This is a genomic window from Streptococcus mitis (assembly GCF_002096815.1).
Taxonomy (GTDB): domain Bacteria; phylum Bacillota; class Bacilli; order Lactobacillales; family Streptococcaceae; genus Streptococcus; species Streptococcus mitis_AD.
This window is the reverse complement of sequence record NZ_NCVJ01000021.1, coordinates 413,066-427,776: the sequence shown is the minus strand read 5'-3', so window position 1 is coordinate 427,776 and position 14,711 is coordinate 413,066. Positions and strand designations below refer to the sequence as shown.

15 protein-coding genes and 1 pseudogene are annotated in these 14,711 nt (G+C 39.8%); 1 reads left to right on the top strand and 15 read right to left on the bottom strand.

Features of this window, described 5'->3' with window-relative positions:
* Positions 1–5: 5 nt before the first annotated feature.
* Complete coding sequence (locus tag B7696_RS08895) at positions 6–1,061, bottom strand: ABC transporter permease (protein ID WP_084863270.1); 1,056 nt, start codon at positions 1,059–1,061, stop codon at positions 6–8.
* Positions 1,062–1,419: 358 nt separating this feature from the next.
* Between B7696_RS08895 and B7696_RS08890 the strand changes: the two genes are divergently transcribed.
* Entirely contained in the window at positions 1,420–1,707 is a 288-nt protein-coding gene (locus B7696_RS08890; RefSeq protein WP_084863268.1) for a DUF3270 domain-containing protein, read from the top strand.
* A 33-nt stretch (positions 1,708–1,740) separates the two neighbouring features.
* Here the strand turns inward: B7696_RS08890 and ciaH are convergent, their stop codons facing one another.
* From ciaH to gloA, 14 genes and pseudogenes are all read right to left on the bottom strand, one after another.
* On the bottom strand, positions 1,741–3,075 hold the full coding sequence (gene ciaH / locus B7696_RS08885; protein ID WP_084863266.1) for a two-component system sensor histidine kinase CiaH: 1,335 nt from the start codon (positions 3,073–3,075) through the stop codon (positions 1,741–1,743).
* Complete coding sequence (gene ciaR / locus B7696_RS08880) at positions 3,065–3,739, bottom strand: two-component system response regulator CiaR (protein WP_000590639.1); 675 nt, start codon at positions 3,737–3,739, stop codon at positions 3,065–3,067. The genes ciaH and ciaR overlap by 11 nt, the downstream gene beginning before the upstream one ends.
* Positions 3,740–3,952: 213 nt before the next feature.
* Complete coding sequence (locus tag B7696_RS08875; protein WP_084863264.1) at positions 3,953–6,499, bottom strand: M1 family metallopeptidase; 2,547 nt, start codon at positions 6,497–6,499, stop codon at positions 3,953–3,955.
* A 120-nt stretch (positions 6,500–6,619) separates the two neighbouring features.
* Positions 6,620–7,060 carry an ASCH domain-containing protein gene (locus tag B7696_RS08870; protein WP_084863263.1) on the bottom strand — a complete coding sequence of 147 codons (441 nt, stop codon included), beginning with the start codon at positions 7,058–7,060 and terminating at the stop codon, positions 6,620–6,622.
* The gene (locus B7696_RS08865; RefSeq protein ID WP_142358836.1) at positions 7,057–7,905 is read right to left on the bottom strand and encodes a putative PEP-binding protein; all 849 of its coding nucleotides are present in this window, start codon (positions 7,903–7,905) and stop codon (positions 7,057–7,059) included. Before B7696_RS08865 ends, B7696_RS08870 begins: the two co-directional genes overlap by 4 nt.
* Positions 7,883–8,026 (bottom strand): annotated as a pseudogene (locus B7696_RS10455) (NUDIX hydrolase); the annotation flags it as partial. The pseudogene B7696_RS10455 and the gene B7696_RS08865, both read right to left, overlap by 23 nt.
* Before the next feature lie 7 nt (positions 8,027–8,033).
* On the bottom strand, positions 8,034–8,732 hold the full coding sequence (locus B7696_RS08860) for a 3-oxoacyl-ACP reductase (protein ID WP_084863261.1): 699 nt from the start codon (positions 8,730–8,732) through the stop codon (positions 8,034–8,036).
* On the bottom strand, positions 8,725–8,961 hold the full coding sequence (locus B7696_RS08855; RefSeq protein WP_000141913.1) for a DUF2829 domain-containing protein: 237 nt from the start codon (positions 8,959–8,961) through the stop codon (positions 8,725–8,727). The genes B7696_RS08860 and B7696_RS08855 overlap by 8 nt, the downstream gene beginning before the upstream one ends.
* A 69-nt stretch (positions 8,962–9,030) precedes the next feature.
* Positions 9,031–9,846 (bottom strand): hypothetical protein, encoded by an 816-nt coding sequence (locus B7696_RS08850; protein ID WP_084863260.1) that lies wholly within the window; start codon positions 9,844–9,846, stop codon positions 9,031–9,033.
* Positions 9,847–9,849: 3 nt separating this feature from the next.
* A complete protein-coding gene (locus B7696_RS08845; RefSeq protein ID WP_000665422.1) occupies positions 9,850–10,170 on the bottom strand; it encodes a PadR family transcriptional regulator in 321 nt (106 codons plus the stop codon).
* 140 nt (positions 10,171–10,310) lie between these two features.
* Positions 10,311–12,212 (bottom strand): glucosaminidase domain-containing protein, encoded by a 1,902-nt coding sequence (locus B7696_RS08840; protein WP_084863258.1) that lies wholly within the window; start codon positions 12,210–12,212, stop codon positions 10,311–10,313.
* Positions 12,213–12,320: 108 nt separating this feature from the next.
* The gene (locus B7696_RS08835; protein ID WP_192856306.1) at positions 12,321–13,307 is read right to left on the bottom strand and encodes a dihydroorotate dehydrogenase; all 987 of its coding nucleotides are present in this window, start codon (positions 13,305–13,307) and stop codon (positions 12,321–12,323) included.
* A complete protein-coding gene (locus B7696_RS08830) occupies positions 13,270–14,070 on the bottom strand; it encodes a dihydroorotate dehydrogenase electron transfer subunit (RefSeq protein ID WP_084863255.1) in 801 nt (266 codons plus the stop codon). Before B7696_RS08830 ends, B7696_RS08835 begins: the two co-directional genes overlap by 38 nt.
* Positions 14,071–14,318: 248 nt before the next feature.
* Positions 14,319–14,699, bottom strand: a complete 381-nt coding sequence (gene gloA, locus B7696_RS08825; RefSeq protein WP_000157156.1) for a lactoylglutathione lyase — start codon at positions 14,697–14,699, stop codon at positions 14,319–14,321.
* Between the last annotated feature and the right edge of the window lie 12 nt (positions 14,700–14,711).

Here is a 14,711-nt window from a genome sequence, read left to right as displayed (position 1 = left end):
CCTTATCACTCTGCAATCGCAGTAATCGGGTCCACCTTTAGCAAGCGTGGAAGTGAAATGACACCACCTAGAAGGGCCATCAAGGAAATTACCAAGCTTAGGACAGAATAGGCTAACCAACTTGGGTAGAAAAAGAAGGTAGCTGGCAAGACTAAAATCACTCCTCCAACAGCCAGCAAGGCTAAAGCAATCCCCATACTAGCTAGGAAGAAGATTTGACAGAAAAGAGACCATACAATGGTTTTGATCTGTATTCCCTGAGCCCGCATTATTCCATAAAGTCCTAGTTTTTGTATGGTAATGATATAAACAAATATACCCACAATCAAGCCTGTGATGACAATCATAGCAAGAATCATCCCTGAAAATACATTAACCTGAGGTGTGTAACCAGGAATTTTCGATATCATTTTTGGAATAGAAATCTGTTTCAGTCCATCGCCAGCCACTTCTATATCATTTTTCAATACCAAGGCAGAGATGGATTTATTAGATTTTAAAGTTCCTTGTAAGGTCCAATAAGTTGTCAAACTCGTAAAGACAACTGGCTCAGTAAAAAACTTATTTCCTTTAGTCAGCCCTACAATCTTGTAACTTACTTCGCTTCCATTGAGCTGAATGGCATCACCCAACTTCATTCCATAGTTTTCAAAGGACTGATCCACGACCACCTCATCATCCCCTTCAGGATAACGGCCCTCCGTCAAACTAGGAGAGATAAAAGCGTCCCACTCTTGAGCAAAGATGGAAACATTGACCTTTTCACTATCATCGACTAGATTGGTCACAGCAAACATATACCCTAGTGGAGCAGCATCTTTAGAACTCTTATCCTTGTAGTCCTTTTCAGGAATAAAGGATGCCGTCAAATTATCATTTGCGTAGTCAGATAAAACTATACCCGTCGCTTGCCAATTATCAATAGCTGCCCGGTTGTTTCGCACAAGACCAAGAGCTAGACTGGTCATAAAAAAAACCATAAAAGCGATAAGAAAAATGGTAGTTAGAATCAAACTATATCGAAGTTTGTTTCGTAATATTTCTTTGATAGCAAGATACATGCTTATCTCCTTTAACTTTTCCAAGAGGTATCAATTTGACACCTCACTACTATAAAAATAGGAGACAGAAAATCTGTCTCTCTATTCAAAACAAATCTCACTAATCAAATTAAATAAAATCAAGAAAATAAGGAAACAATTTTCCTAAAAATGAATCAATTGGTAGCTCTATTTTCTTAGGAATATAATCAATTATGAATATTAATAAGTGTTTGGTGTCCATACATCCTATCATTTTCACATTATGGTGTCAAGAAAAGTGATTTTGAAAAGGGACTTTATTCTTATTGTAACCTTTCTGTAATAATTCTCTGCTGAAAAAATGATAAAATAGGTATGTACTGTTAAGGAGAGAATAATGCCCGTAAGAAAATTACAGTCCTATGAGGTAGACTATCAAGAAGAATTAAGCCAACAGGTTCCTCGATATCAAGATTATACACCTGAAGCGCAATCTGATGCAAATCTCAAGGAAATTCTATTTTTTGTTAATATCGCTGTTTTTTGTATCTGTATTGCTATCTTTAGTTTTATCTTTTTAGCATTAAAATTATCAACTACTCTTGCATTTGCCGCAGCAATCGGATCCAGCTTACTTGTTTTAAAAATTCAACGAACTATTATCAAACGAAAACGTAGAAGATAAATCCAAAATATCGCCCCATCTGGAGCGATATTTTTATTTTTTCTTTTTAGATGGTGTGTGGATGGCAACCTTCACTTCAAAGATTGTTCCCTTTGGTTTATTATCTTTAACAGTAATGGTTCCTTTTAGGGCGTCTACAATTTGCTTAGCTAGGGATAATCCTAAACCAAAACCACCTTTTTGCCGGGTTCTAGCCTTGTCTACTCGATAAAAACGATCAAAAATTTTCTTCTTATCTTCTGCTGAGATTCCGACTCCATTATCGGAAACTAGCAAATACAGATTACGATCAGTCGCTGAAATCATAAAATCAATTTCACCATCCTCCTCAGTATATTTGATTGCATTATCAAATAGGATAGTCATCAGTTGTTTCAAAAGAAGCTGATCCGTGACAATTGTTCGATGAACCCGATTTTCAAAACGGAAGACACGGTCATTTTCCGAAGCAATCATCTCATAGTTTGTGAAAGTCGTATTGAAAAAACTGGTTGGAACTTCTGCAAGTTCTGGCTTAATCCCATCATCTCTACGAGCTAAATTCAACAAGTTTGTTGTCAAAAAACGCATATTTCGGACTTCTTCTAAACTCGATGCAATGCTTTCACTCACATCCATAATGGTAGCTTCTGGCTTCCGGAAAAGGGTCTCTAAACGATTTTGCAGAACTGCAAGTGGAGTTCGTAACTCATGACTGGCATTTTCCACAAAGGACTGCTGCTTCTGCATGCTCTCAAGCAGAGGACGAACACTGACTCGAGCTAGATAGAGACTGGCAAGTAAAGACAAAATCCAGAAACTAGCCATCACAACCACAATCAATTGTTCATGCTTTTGACTAGCTTGCTCCAACTGACTGGTATTAATCAAGACAGCCGCATACTTAATATTGGTTGAAACCGAACTGATATTCGTTTCCATCAAAATCATGCGATAGATTTCTTCCTGTCCATAGCTATTAAAAACCTGAATCTGATAAATATGGCCTAGCTCTTTTTTCTCTAACTTAATCTTATCCAATCCCAAAAATCGATTTCCAGAAAGGAGTTGGGTAAAATTCTTATCAAAAAGGATAACCTCCGTGTTGGAACTGACATTGGGTTTTATCTCAGTCTTACTAGTATCTGTAGCGGCATTCTCTAAATCTTTAATCTCTTCTGTTGCCCTATTTACCGCAAGCTGAATAACCGCCTGAGGATTCTTACTCAAGCCATGAAGCGTATCATCTACCGAAGTATAAAGGCTCGAATGCATGACCTGCAAAATAATCAGAGTCATGGTAGAGAAAATCAGGGTGAAGACACCGAAGTTGCGGATAAAGTAACTAAAGTCATCCGCATACCATGTTTTTTTTAGTTTACTGAACATCTTTTAAAATATACCCAACACTACGCAAGGTTTGCAAATTCTCCGCAAAAGTGGTTCCTTTTAATTTCTTACGGACTTTTGAAACATAAACTTCGACAACCGAAATCGTTGTATCACTATCAAATCCCCATAGACGATCAAAAATCTGAGTCTTAGGCAAAATCACATTTTGATTTTGAAGGAAATAAACCAGTAAATCGAACTCTTTCCCCAGCAATTCGACAGGAGTATCTTCGACCTTAACGGTGTTGGTTGACAAATTAACCACAATATTTCCATAAGTCAAGGTGTTTTCATTAAACTTGCCTGAACGTTTGAGAAGGGCTTGAATCCGCATTTTGAGTTCTTCTAGGTAGAAAGGTTTGGTCAGATAATCATCTGCTCCTAATTCAAATCCATGTCCCTTGTCATCCAGGCTTTCCTTAGCAGTCATAATCAGAACTGGGGTCGTAATTCCCTTTTCACGCAATTCTTTCAAGACTTGGAAACCATTTTTTTCTGGCAACATCAAATCGAGCAAAATCAAGTCATAGACGCCACTCTCAGCTTCGTAGAGACCTTCTTCTCCATCAAACACCTGCATAACATCCGCAAAATCGTCCAAAAAGTCAAATACTGAATTTGACAGGCCTAGATCATCCTCAACTAATAAGATTTTTATCATGAGAAACTCCTCCTTATTAAGACCATTATACCAAATTTGCCTTAAAAAAAACTCAACTCTCTGCATTTTATACTCAATGAAAATCAAAGAGCAAACTAGGAAGCTAGCCGCAGGCTGTACTTGAGTACGGTAAGGCGACGCTGACGTGGTTTGAATTTGATTTTCGAAGAGTATTACATGAGATAGCTGAGTTTTATTGTCATTTAGTCTTGATTATTTAGTTCCGTATTGAAGAATAACTGCTTCCACTGCAGCTTTTTCACGATTAATCAAGTCAACACGCGCTGCAATTTCCTTGATTCCCATACCGATATTACGGCTAAGAGCAAGATCAGAAAGTTGTGGCTCAAAGAATTCCTTGTATTCCGCCAAGCGTTGCTGAGTCTTAAATACGTGAGCAGGAAGGATAACAAAGCTATCAAAGCTCATGTCTCCTCCAAGAGCTGCCTTAATCCAAGCCCAGTTTTCACGAGCCCAAGACCATGCTGTTTCCTGAGTTGCTTGATGGTTTAAGAACTGGAAGTACCAAGCAGACAAGTCTTGTGGTTTGACCACAAATTTGTCCTTCCAAGAAGCAATCAAGGTTTGGATATTGTCCGCAGCTTTACTGTAGGCAAGAGCAGCTGCCAACTGACGTTTAAAGACAGCATCTGTTGCGTGCGTATAAGTATCAAGATAAAGTGCTAACAAGTCTTTAGTCTCATGATGTTTCATCTCATTGATCAGAACTTGTGAACGAATGGCTGCTGGAAGTCCTGCAAGATTCTGCTTGTGTGCTGTGAAGATTTGGCTAGCGACTTGACTAGCTTCTGCATCATTTGAGCGAATCATCATAGAAATGGCTAACTGACGAACCAATTCATCCTCGTCTGATTCTCCATCTTTAGCTTCGAAACCAAGACGGTCATAGTTGTGACGAGCCAATTTAGCAACCAGTGCTTTGAAGGCTGTTTCAGCTTCTGTTTCTTCATCGATAAAGCGCTCAAGGGCAGAAATCACTTGAGAAACAGCTGAAACGACAAGGTAAGATTCTTCCTTAGCAAGTTTATCAAGGACTGGGAGCAAGTCAGCATAAGAAATGTGCCCTGCCTCAGCAAGCAAGCGACGTTCTTGGACAATTTGCAGTTTGCTTGTGTTATCAAGCTCAACTAGGTCAGCAAGAACAGCATCTAGTAAGTCTCCTTGGTAGTCTGTAATATAGTGGGCTGTATTTTCAGTGTTGAGACGAAGAGCTCCTTCATTTTCAGCAAGAAGAGCTGCGTAGCCAGGGATTTCGATACTTTCAGTTTCAAGTGTATCTGGCAAGCCTTTCCAGTTGCTGTTGAGTGGTACAACCCAGAGGCGATTCTTATCTTCGTGCTCACCGATAAAGAATTGTTTTTGTGAAATCTTCAAGATATCATTTTCAACTTTGACAGTAAGAACTGGGTAACCAGGTTGCTCCAACCAAGAATCCATGAAGGCTGCAACATCACGGCCTGATGCTTGACCAAGGGCATCCCAAAGGTCACGGCCGATGGTATTGCTGTATTGATGTTTTTCAAAGTAGGCATGCAAACCTTTAGCAAAATCAGCATCTCCTAGCCAACGACGAAGCATGTGCATGAGGCGGCTTCCTTTAGCATAAACGATAGCGCCATCAAAAAGGGTATTGATTTCATCTGGGTGTTTGACTTCAACGTGAACAGATTGAACACCATCAGTTGCATCACGCTTCAATGCAGACGGAACACCACCTGTTTGGAAATCTTCAAAGATGTTCCAGCTTGGCTCGATGGCATCCACACAGACATATTCCATCATATTAGCAAAGCTTTCATTGAGCCAAAGGTCATCCCACCATTTCATAGTAACGAGGTTACCAAACCATTGGTGAGCCAATTCATGTGCCACAACAAGAGCAACTTGTTGGCGGCTGGCAAATGTAGAGTTTTCATCGACAACCAAGTAAACTTCACGGTAAGTGACGAGACCCCAGTTTTCCATCGCACCAGCTGAGAAGTCAGGAAGGGCGATGTGGAGAGATTGAGGGATTGGATACTTGACTCCGTAGTAATCTTCGTAAAACTCGATTGAGCGAACGGCAATATCTAGTGAGAAATCAAGGTTAGATAGTGGGTGGGCTTTGGTTGAGTAAACACCAACGAGGGTACCGTTTTTAGTTTTAGCGGTCACACCTTGCAAATCACCAGCGGCAAAAGCTAACAAGTAAGATGACATGCGAGGTGTTGTCTCAAACTTCCAAATACCTGTTTCTTTACGGTTTTCAACATCAATCTCAGGCATATTTGACAAGGCCAATTCACCTTCTGCTTGGTCAAAACGTAGAGAGAGGTCAAAAGTTGCTTTGGCTTCTGGCTCATCCACACATGGGAAGGCTTCACGCGCAAAATGGCTCTCGAACTGGGTAGACAAGACTTCCTTCTTCACTCCATCAACTGTGTAGTATGAAGGGTAAATCCCTGTCATGTTGTCTGTAATTTTACCAGAAAAAGTAAGAACCACTTCAACTTGACCAGCCTCAGCCAATTCGATATGAAGGGCTTCATTGTCATGATCTACTGTAAATGGACGAGCCTGACCTGCAACTTCTACAGAAGCGATTTCCAAGTCTTTTTGGTGAAGGGAAATACGGTCACTCTGTGCTTGACCAGTGATAGTTACCTTCCCAGAAAATGTCTTGGTCTCACGACTCAAGTCTAAAAATAAATCATAGTGTTCAGGAACAAATTGCTTAATAAAATGTTCAACTGCTTGCATAATTTTCTCCTATCTAAGTTTAAGAGCTAGGGCTCTTCTTCAAACAAACTTATTATATCATGTTTTGCCTAAGAAAAAAGGATTGGACGGTAATTTCCAAAACTTTCTTCCTTCTTTAGTCTACAGTGGATAGACCTTTCGAAATTCTTCTAAAACGACCTTGCTGTCAGGTGTAAAAGTTAGTCCTGCCTCTCTCAGCCACTCGGCGAAACAATCCTCATGAACCTGACGCCAATAGGCTAAAGATTTGTCTCCTTCACCTTCCTTAAAGGCATGGTCTGCAGAAACTTGATTGAAAGGCTGAACGGAAACCTTGGTAATTTCGACAATGCAGACAGCCTGATTTTGACTATCTAAAATGACATCGAAGGTCCCTTTTTGTGGAAGAGGTTCGTCTTCTAGTGCGTAGAGGTCATAGGCTGAGGCGGTTGCTGTCTTCTCGCCTCTTATTACCAAATCTGCCAAGAGATCTGCTTCCACTCCAAAAGCCCAGGCATCTATCTCATCTCCAATTGAGGGATTGATTTGCTTGTAGGCATTCCACATTTCTTGAGGTGTCATAGGTTGCTCCTTTGTAATTTTTTACTCACTTCTTTTACACGTTTGAGGTGGTCTGGATGGTCAATCTCTAAATCAAAAATCTCTGGAATAGAACTATAGTGGATAATACACTTGATCCCCATCAGATTCATTTTTTGTATGAAGGAAGCATTCAAATAACCTGCCACAGCAAAGTCAATCTTTTTCGTCCTTACTTTATCCTGCATCTGTCTCAGCATATCTAACATAATGGGACTTTCCATATCATGCCATTGACTGTTTCTCACAGTCGCAAAAACAAAAGAAGTCAAATCATTCATTCCAACTACAATCTTTGAAATGTCAGCTTCCAGTATGCTGTCCAAGTCAAAATATGCTGACGGTAATTCAATCATCGTGGCAATTTTCCCAGTAAAACCCTGCTGACGCAACACTCTAATTGCTTGCTCTAACTGCTCGGCATCATTGATAAAAGGAAATATAACAGACAGATTGGGATTGGTTTGATAAACTTCTGTAACGACATGTGCTTCAGCCTGAAATTCATCCAGACACGCCAGCAAACGCCTAGTTCCTCTATATCCAAATAAGGGATGATTTTCATCAAAATGCTCTTTAGTCCCCTCTAAACAATTAGCTTCTGTATTTGTTAACTCTGAAAAACGATACCAAACCTCTTCATCTGAGTACAAGGAGCAAATGGTATCTAGATAATCTTTTACAAATTGCTGACAACTTGGTAACAGGATGTTTTGATTGAGCTCTCTCAACAAGTATTCGCCTCTAATCATACCTACGTGGTGCAATAACTGAGGATAAATTTTTTCAAGAATTTTTTCGCCACTAAGAGCCAGTTGGTTTTTCATCATTCACCTTCCAATTCATATACAAGGTCTTGTCCAGTTCTGGAAATCCTAATAATTCAGACTTAACCTTCAAGACTAATGGCGATCCATTTTCTTCTGTGATTTTTTGAATATCCATCCAACTATTCCTACTTCAAAGACCAGCCACCATCAATAGTCAGGATTTGTCCTTGCATGGCAGATGCCTTTCCACTGGCCAAAAAGAGACTGACTTCTGCTATTTCCTCTGGAGCAATCCAGCGTTTGATGGGCGTTTCACTAGCCACCCAGTCAGCCAAGCCACCTGGTTCAAAGTCCGCAGCGGTCATACCCGTTTTTACTGCTCCCGGAGCAATTCCAAAGACCTGAATCCCAGATTCTGCATAGTCTAGAGCCAACTGCTTGGTAAATCCAGCCAAGGCGTGCTTAGACGAGGTATAGGCGTGACCACCTCCGCCAGCTAGACTAGAAGCTATGGAGCACATATTAATGATGGCCCCCGCTTTATTCTCCAGCATTTGTCTCAAATAATGCCGAGTCAACTCAACAGGAGTCATATAGTTGATTTCAAAAATCTCTTGAATTTCCTGCGCCGTTTGTTCCAAAAGTGGTTTGTAATCATCCAAAACTCCAGCAGTATTGCACAAAACATCAACCTGAGGACACCAGTCAAAAATAGGCTCCAAGTCCAAGGTCAAATCTCTCTGTAAAAAGTGGAAATCACCCTGTAAAAGTGGATTTTCACCTTGGTCAACTCCATAAACTTGATAGCCATTCTCTAAAAAGAGGCAAGCTTGAGCTAATCCGATACCTGAGCTCACCCCTGTAATGAGTATACGTCTAGTCATGCACTTCTACCCAATCTGTTGCCAAAACATCACAAGGTGTTGGGCTCCACATAGAAAAACCTTCTCCCTCCCCAGACACGTTGATTAGGAAATAGGGCGTCACTTCAAGTGCAACCCCGTTTTGTTCAATGGTGTCAAAAAGTTGGACATAGTTTTCCGCCCCTCCCCAACCAGTACGTACATATTTTTTCTTAGCCTTTAAGCCAGGCAGGATTTCTTCAAATGTCATGTTATTCTCCTTTAATTCTACATTCTTCATTTAATTATAACAAAAAACCGCTTTACAACGGTTTTTTGACTATATTTCACTCCATACTATCTTCTTAAACCCACGGAAAAAGAGAAAGACTCCAATAAAGAGGACAGCTAAAGGAACAACTTTTGTAAGAAAAACATTTGAAATCCCCATCCACTCATAGTAACGGAGCAGAGAACCTACAATAAGGTGGGCAACAATCATACTGTTAAAGGGACGAAAAAACTCTTCTTTCCAATTCCAAATACTGATGACCAGCGAAATTGTAAAGACAGATAAACTATCCCAGGGAGCAGGAAGATAAAAGGCTCCTTCTTGTATGAAGCTTGCCATTGCTACATATCCCAGAACAACTAGCAAAACAAGAATTCCAACAACAATATAAGTGCCAATTTTCTTCTTAGGAGAATCTTGGACTAGCCCCCAACGTAAGATTGTGGCCACAAGTCCAAATCCAATCAGAAAAAGAAGAAATTGCCCTAAAAACGTGAGCAAATTAACTGTTAAGAGAGGGCCTTTCGAAAAATCGCTTAGTAGTTGATAATAACGTAATACCGCTAAGACAAGAATTGGCGTCAAAAGGGACTCTTTGATAGAACTGCGAGGTGCTTCCTTGAGCATCTCTCTCATTAATTTTTTAGGATTCTTACCTAGATACTCCTCTGCACTCATGCCATCTCGTTCTGCTTCTGAGAAATCTAGCATCATAAAATAGATCTGCTCTCTGAGATAGGCTTCATCATAGAGAAATCCAGCAAGATTAAAACTTTCCCACAGCTCCTCAAAATACTGCTGATTGTCCTCAGAAAACTCATGCAACAAAGCGTTTGTTTCTTCATAATACTTCATTTTCTTCATGGTTTAACCCCCATTCTTAATCCCTTCTACTTTTTGACTCAAATCATCCCATTGTTGCCAAAAGACCGATACACGCTCTTCTCCTTCTTTCGTCAACGAAAAATACTTCCGATCTGGACCATCTGGCGACGGACGCATGTCGCCTCTTATCCATTGATTTTTTTCTAACTTTTGCAACAAAGGATAAATAGTTCCTGGAACGATAGTATCAAATCCAGCCTCTCGCAAAGTCTGAACTAACTCATAACCATATCGCTCTTTTTGACCAATCATATCCAAGACACAACCTTCAAGAACACCTTTTAATAGTTGAGTTTCTTTCATCCCTTCTCCCTTCTCACCTATTTTGTAATACCTACTAGTATCTTCACCTATAATATACTACTCCTACACTAGTTTGTAAAGCATATTAGTTGAAGAAAAAAACGACAACCACTTTTTCAGCAGTTATCGTTGCTTATCTTTTAATCTTTTCCACCAAGTCGACTATTGATATTCATCATGATACTAGCTATTTTTTCACCCCAGTACGGATCGGATGCATAGCGTACATTCATTCCGGTCGCTTTATTTCCAAGGTGATTTCTTCCACGATCAATATAGTTCTCACGAATCCACTTGGTCGCACCAAGAATTCCTTTATCTACATCATCAAATTTCTTAGCTGAATCATAGGGACTAGTATCGTAGGCAGCAATTCCGAAGAAGTTATTTTTATCATTAGCAATTTGGCTACGTCCCCAAGCACTTTCTAGCGCACTGTGAGCCATTAAATAAAGAGCATTGACACCATAACGTTTCTCAGCTTCTTTAAAAATTGCTCCTTTACCAGCAAGACGGCTGTTTCGGATATTCATCATCGAATAAACTCTATTTAATTCATCCGCACTATAGTTGGTTGGTTCAGTCAAATTCTTAAAAAGGAAACGATTTTTGATAGTAAACCCATCAAAATGTTCTCCATCATTTGAATAATACTTCTTACCAATTTTCATAGCTGAAGTATGTGGAGCAACCCGAATACTAGTATATGGAGAAAGTTCATGATATAGGAATCTTCCGTCAGTAGTATAGTGAGGAATAAACTCACTTCCTTCATCAACTAAAGTCAAATCTCTTTGATTCATATAACCAGACAAGCCTGATATTGAAACAGCAAGACGACTTCCCTTAGTTTTAGAGCTATCATAGGTCACAATACTTCCCTGATTAACATAACTCAAAATATCTCCTGATTCGCTATAAATATATGCTGTGATTGGTTTAACCTTAAAATATTTGGGGCTTTGAATCCACTTTCCATCACTCTGTAAGAAGTACTCCTTATTTTTGATGTTAAAACCACCAGTAACATAGCTTCCATCTTCTTTTAGGTAGTACCATGCATTGTAGTTAGAATCAAAAATCCATTCATTCTTGGCCATATAACCACCAGATTTGAGATAATAAGCACCAATCCATTCACGTGAAGCATAAGCACCACCTGATTTTAGGTAAAACCAGCTATTATAAGATTCATCAAAAATCCATTCTTTTTCAGCCATTGCTCCACTATCTTTTAGATAGTAAGCATCTTTCCACTGATTACTGGCCATCACACCATCATTGTTAAAATAGTACCATGTGCCCTTAATCTTTTCCCATTTATTACGAAGGATTTTTCCTGAATCTGTAGCATAATACCATTTATCAGTAATCTTCACCCAAGCATTTTGATCCATTGCTCCACTACTATTAAGAAGATAATCGTTCACTATAGCATTGCTAGCCATAACTCCATCTGGCTTGAAGTAATACCAAACATTGCTAATTTTTTCCCATCTATTACGAACAATCTTTCCTGAATCTGTAGCATAGTACCATTTATCCGCAATTTTCACCCAGGAATTTTCTACCATTGCTCCACTAGTATGAAAAGCATAGTCATTAACAATCCTATTGCTAGCCATGATTCCATTTTGATCAAAGAAATACCAGACACCCGCAATCTTTTTCCAGTTTTTGATTGGTTGGTTATTCTCATAAAAAAGCCATTTCCCATGCTCTTTCTGCCAACCATTCTTAGGAGCCTCTTCAACTTTTTCTTTATTTGAAATAGCCTCTTTTTTAGAATTATTTTCTTTTACAACAACTGATTCTTTCTTTTTTTCCGTCTTTTCAGTTTCATTCTTTGTATTTTCAACAACTTTTTTCTCTTCTGATGCTGGAGTCTGATTTTTATCTTTAGACTGATTTTTGTCCACAGATTGACTCTTATTCATCGTTTGACTTTGGTCTGTTGTTTTACTATCTTCAGCAAAGACTGATGTTGTTGGCACAATTGCCAATGCAAGCACTGCCGTGCTTACAAGTAGTGTTCTCTTCATTTTACTCCCCTAAGTAGAAATTCATCTACATCATTCGTAATTAACTATATTCTAACATAGTTAAAGGATGAAAATTATATGTCTTATTGACAATAAGGATAGTCTAGCTTATCTAAGGCTGGCTTTTACTTCCTTGCGGAGATTTTCTATACTGCTGATACCATATTTATCCATGACTTTTGGTAAATTTTCGATAATATCAGGACAGGCATAGGGATTGGTAAAGTTAGCTGTTCCAACTCCGATGGCAGATGCCCCAGCCAAATACATTTCTAAGGCTGCTTCTGCCGAATCCACTCCTCCCATTCCAATGATAGGCAAGTCTGTTGTTTGGGCGACTTGGCGGATGAGTTTGAGGGCTACTGGAAAGACTGCTGGACCTGACATTCCACCCGTTCCATTTGCCAAGATTGGTTTGCGAGTTTTGAGGTCAAAGCGCATACCGACTAGAGTATTGATCATGGTTAAGCCACTTGCTCCTGCATCTTCTGCTGCTTTAGCAATAGTGACAATATCCGTCACGCTAGGGGTTAACTTGACATAGACTGGCACATCAGAAGCTTCGACAGCTGCTTTTACCACTTCATAAGCTAGATCAGGATCTTGCCCAATCAAAAGTCCATGATTGCCGTGATCTACGTTAGGACAAGAAATATTGAGCTCAATAGCCTTCACGTTAGCTGCCTTGGAAATCCCATGAGAAACAGACGCATACTCTTGTTTTGAAAAACCAGCTACATTGGCGATAATAGGAAGATTTGGATATTCTCTTTCTAGCCAAGGTAACTTTTCAGCCAAAACAACCTCTAATCCAGGATTTTGCAAGCCAATTGCATTGAGCATACCAGCAGGGGTCTCTGCAACCCTTGGAGTAGGATTGCCAAAACGCGGTTCAAGGGTCGTTGCCTTAATCATAATAGAACCTAAAAGATCTAAATCATAATACTTGGCATACTCTTGCCCAAAACCAAAACATCCTGATGCTGGAATAATGGGATTTTTCAAATCCAAACCAGGTAGAGAAACTTGTAAACGATTTCTAGTCATGATTTTCTCCTTATAATAGAACTGTTCCAGTGCGGAAAACAGGGCCATCTTCACAGACGCGTTGGCTGACCGTCTCGCTTTCTGGTACTTTTAGGACACAGGCATAGCAAGCCCCCATCCCACAAGCCATACGAGATTCCAAAGATAGATAAGCTCTTGGATGGTCATAAAAGGTTTGATTGATATACTTCATCATTCCAGGTGCCCCACATGAGTAAACAGCATCAAATGGACTATCTAAATCATTAATGACAACGGAAACATTCCCCTTGATTCCATAAGAACCATCATCTGTCGTTACAAAAACTTGACCATATTGGGCCAATTCCGTCTCTAAAATAACAGCATCCTTATTGGCAAAACCGAGAACAGTCACTACTTTCACTCCACGATCAGACAATTCCTTGGCCACCTCAAGCAAGGGCGGAACACCAATCCCCCCACCAACGAGGAGAACTTGGCTCTGCTTATCTAGGTCAGACAAGTCAAAACCATTCCCCTGAGGCCCCATCACATCAAGAGTATCTCCCTGACTTAAGGTTGAGAAAATAGCTGTCCCAGTTCCCTCAATCCGATAAATGAGATGACACTGCTTCTTAACCTTATCGATAGACGAAATTGAAATAGGGCGACGCAAGAGATGGGCATCATCAGGTACACGTAGATGAAGAAATTGGCCTGCTCGCATGACTTCAACCATTTCTCCTTCTAGGACTAATTCAAAGATTGCTGGCGCGATTTCCTCCTGTGCAACCACCTTCATGGTTTCCAAACGGATGGCACCCAAGCGTTTCTTACATGTGGGATTCATGACTTTTCCTCCTTAAATTTTAAGGGGACCAGATAAATAAAAGACCTTGCGATTGCAAGGTCTCAGTTAAAATCATACAAAACAATAGAGCACACTCAAAAAGTCTCCTCTAGAAAATTGTACTATTCTTTTATCTGACACCTTGTGAGTCTCTCTGGACTCCCCTTAAAGGTTAAATTTTTATTAGTATACTCTTTCAGCTAAAAAAAGTCAAGTAGAAAACGAACATTCTACTTGACCTCACGAGATTATTTTTCACGAATAACTTCAACCTTGTAGCCATCAGGGTCTTTAACAAAGTAATAGTTAGGTGCAGTTCCTGGTAGACCATTTGGCTGAGTCACTTCATAGCCTTTTGCACTGTGCTCTTGATGAAGAGCTTCAAGATCAGGTGTACTGAGGGCGATGTGGGCAAACCCATCTCCAACCACATAAGGACCGTGATCGTAGTTATAAGTCAACTCCAACTCATAGTCGTCACCCTCAAGACCTAGATAAACAATCGTAAAGGCATGATCTGGAAAATCTCTGCGACGCAATTCTTTAAATCCAAAAGCATCTTGATAAAATGCGATTGATTTTTCAAGGTTTTCTACTCGCAAGCAAGTGTGTAGCATTTTTGAAGCCATATTTTTCTCCTT

Coding starts and splice junctions, on each gene's coding strand:
- B7696_RS08895 (WP_084863270.1), bottom strand. CDS start 1,061: ATGTATCTTGCTATCAAAGAAATATTACGAAACAAACTTCGATATAGT.
- B7696_RS08890 (WP_084863268.1), top strand. CDS start 1,420: ATGCCCGTAAGAAAATTACAGTCCTATGAGGTAGACTATCAAGAAGAA.
- ciaH (WP_084863266.1), bottom strand. CDS start 3,075: ATGTTCAGTAAACTAAAAAAAACATGGTATGCGGATGACTTTAGTTAC.
- ciaR (WP_000590639.1), bottom strand. CDS start 3,739: ATGATAAAAATCTTATTAGTTGAGGATGATCTAGGCCTGTCAAATTCA.
- B7696_RS08875 (WP_084863264.1), bottom strand. CDS start 6,499: ATGCAAGCAGTTGAACATTTTATTAAGCAATTTGTTCCTGAACACTAT.
- B7696_RS08870 (WP_084863263.1), bottom strand. CDS start 7,060: ATGACACCTCAAGAAATGTGGAATGCCTACAAGCAAATCAATCCCTCA.
- B7696_RS08865 (WP_142358836.1), bottom strand. CDS start 7,905: ATGAAAAACCAACTGGCTCTTAGTGGCGAAAAAATTCTTGAAAAAATT.
- B7696_RS08860 (WP_084863261.1), bottom strand. CDS start 8,732: ATGACTAGACGTATACTCATTACAGGGGTGAGCTCAGGTATCGGATTA.
- B7696_RS08855 (WP_000141913.1), bottom strand. CDS start 8,961: ATGACATTTGAAGAAATCCTGCCTGGCTTAAAGGCTAAGAAAAAATAT.
- B7696_RS08850 (WP_084863260.1), bottom strand. CDS start 9,846: ATGAAGAAAATGAAGTATTATGAAGAAACAAACGCTTTGTTGCATGAG.
- B7696_RS08845 (WP_000665422.1), bottom strand. CDS start 10,170: ATGAAAGAAACTCAACTATTAAAAGGTGTTCTTGAAGGTTGTGTCTTG.
- B7696_RS08840 (WP_084863258.1), bottom strand. CDS start 12,212: ATGAAGAGAACACTACTTGTAAGCACGGCAGTGCTTGCATTGGCAATT.
- B7696_RS08835 (WP_192856306.1), bottom strand. CDS start 13,307: ATGGCCCTGTTTTCCGCACTGGAACAGTTCTATTATAAGGAGAAAATC.
- B7696_RS08830 (WP_084863255.1), bottom strand. CDS start 14,070: ATGAATCCCACATGTAAGAAACGCTTGGGTGCCATCCGTTTGGAAACC.
- gloA (WP_000157156.1), bottom strand. CDS start 14,699: ATGGCTTCAAAAATGCTACACACTTGCTTGCGAGTAGAAAACCTTGAA.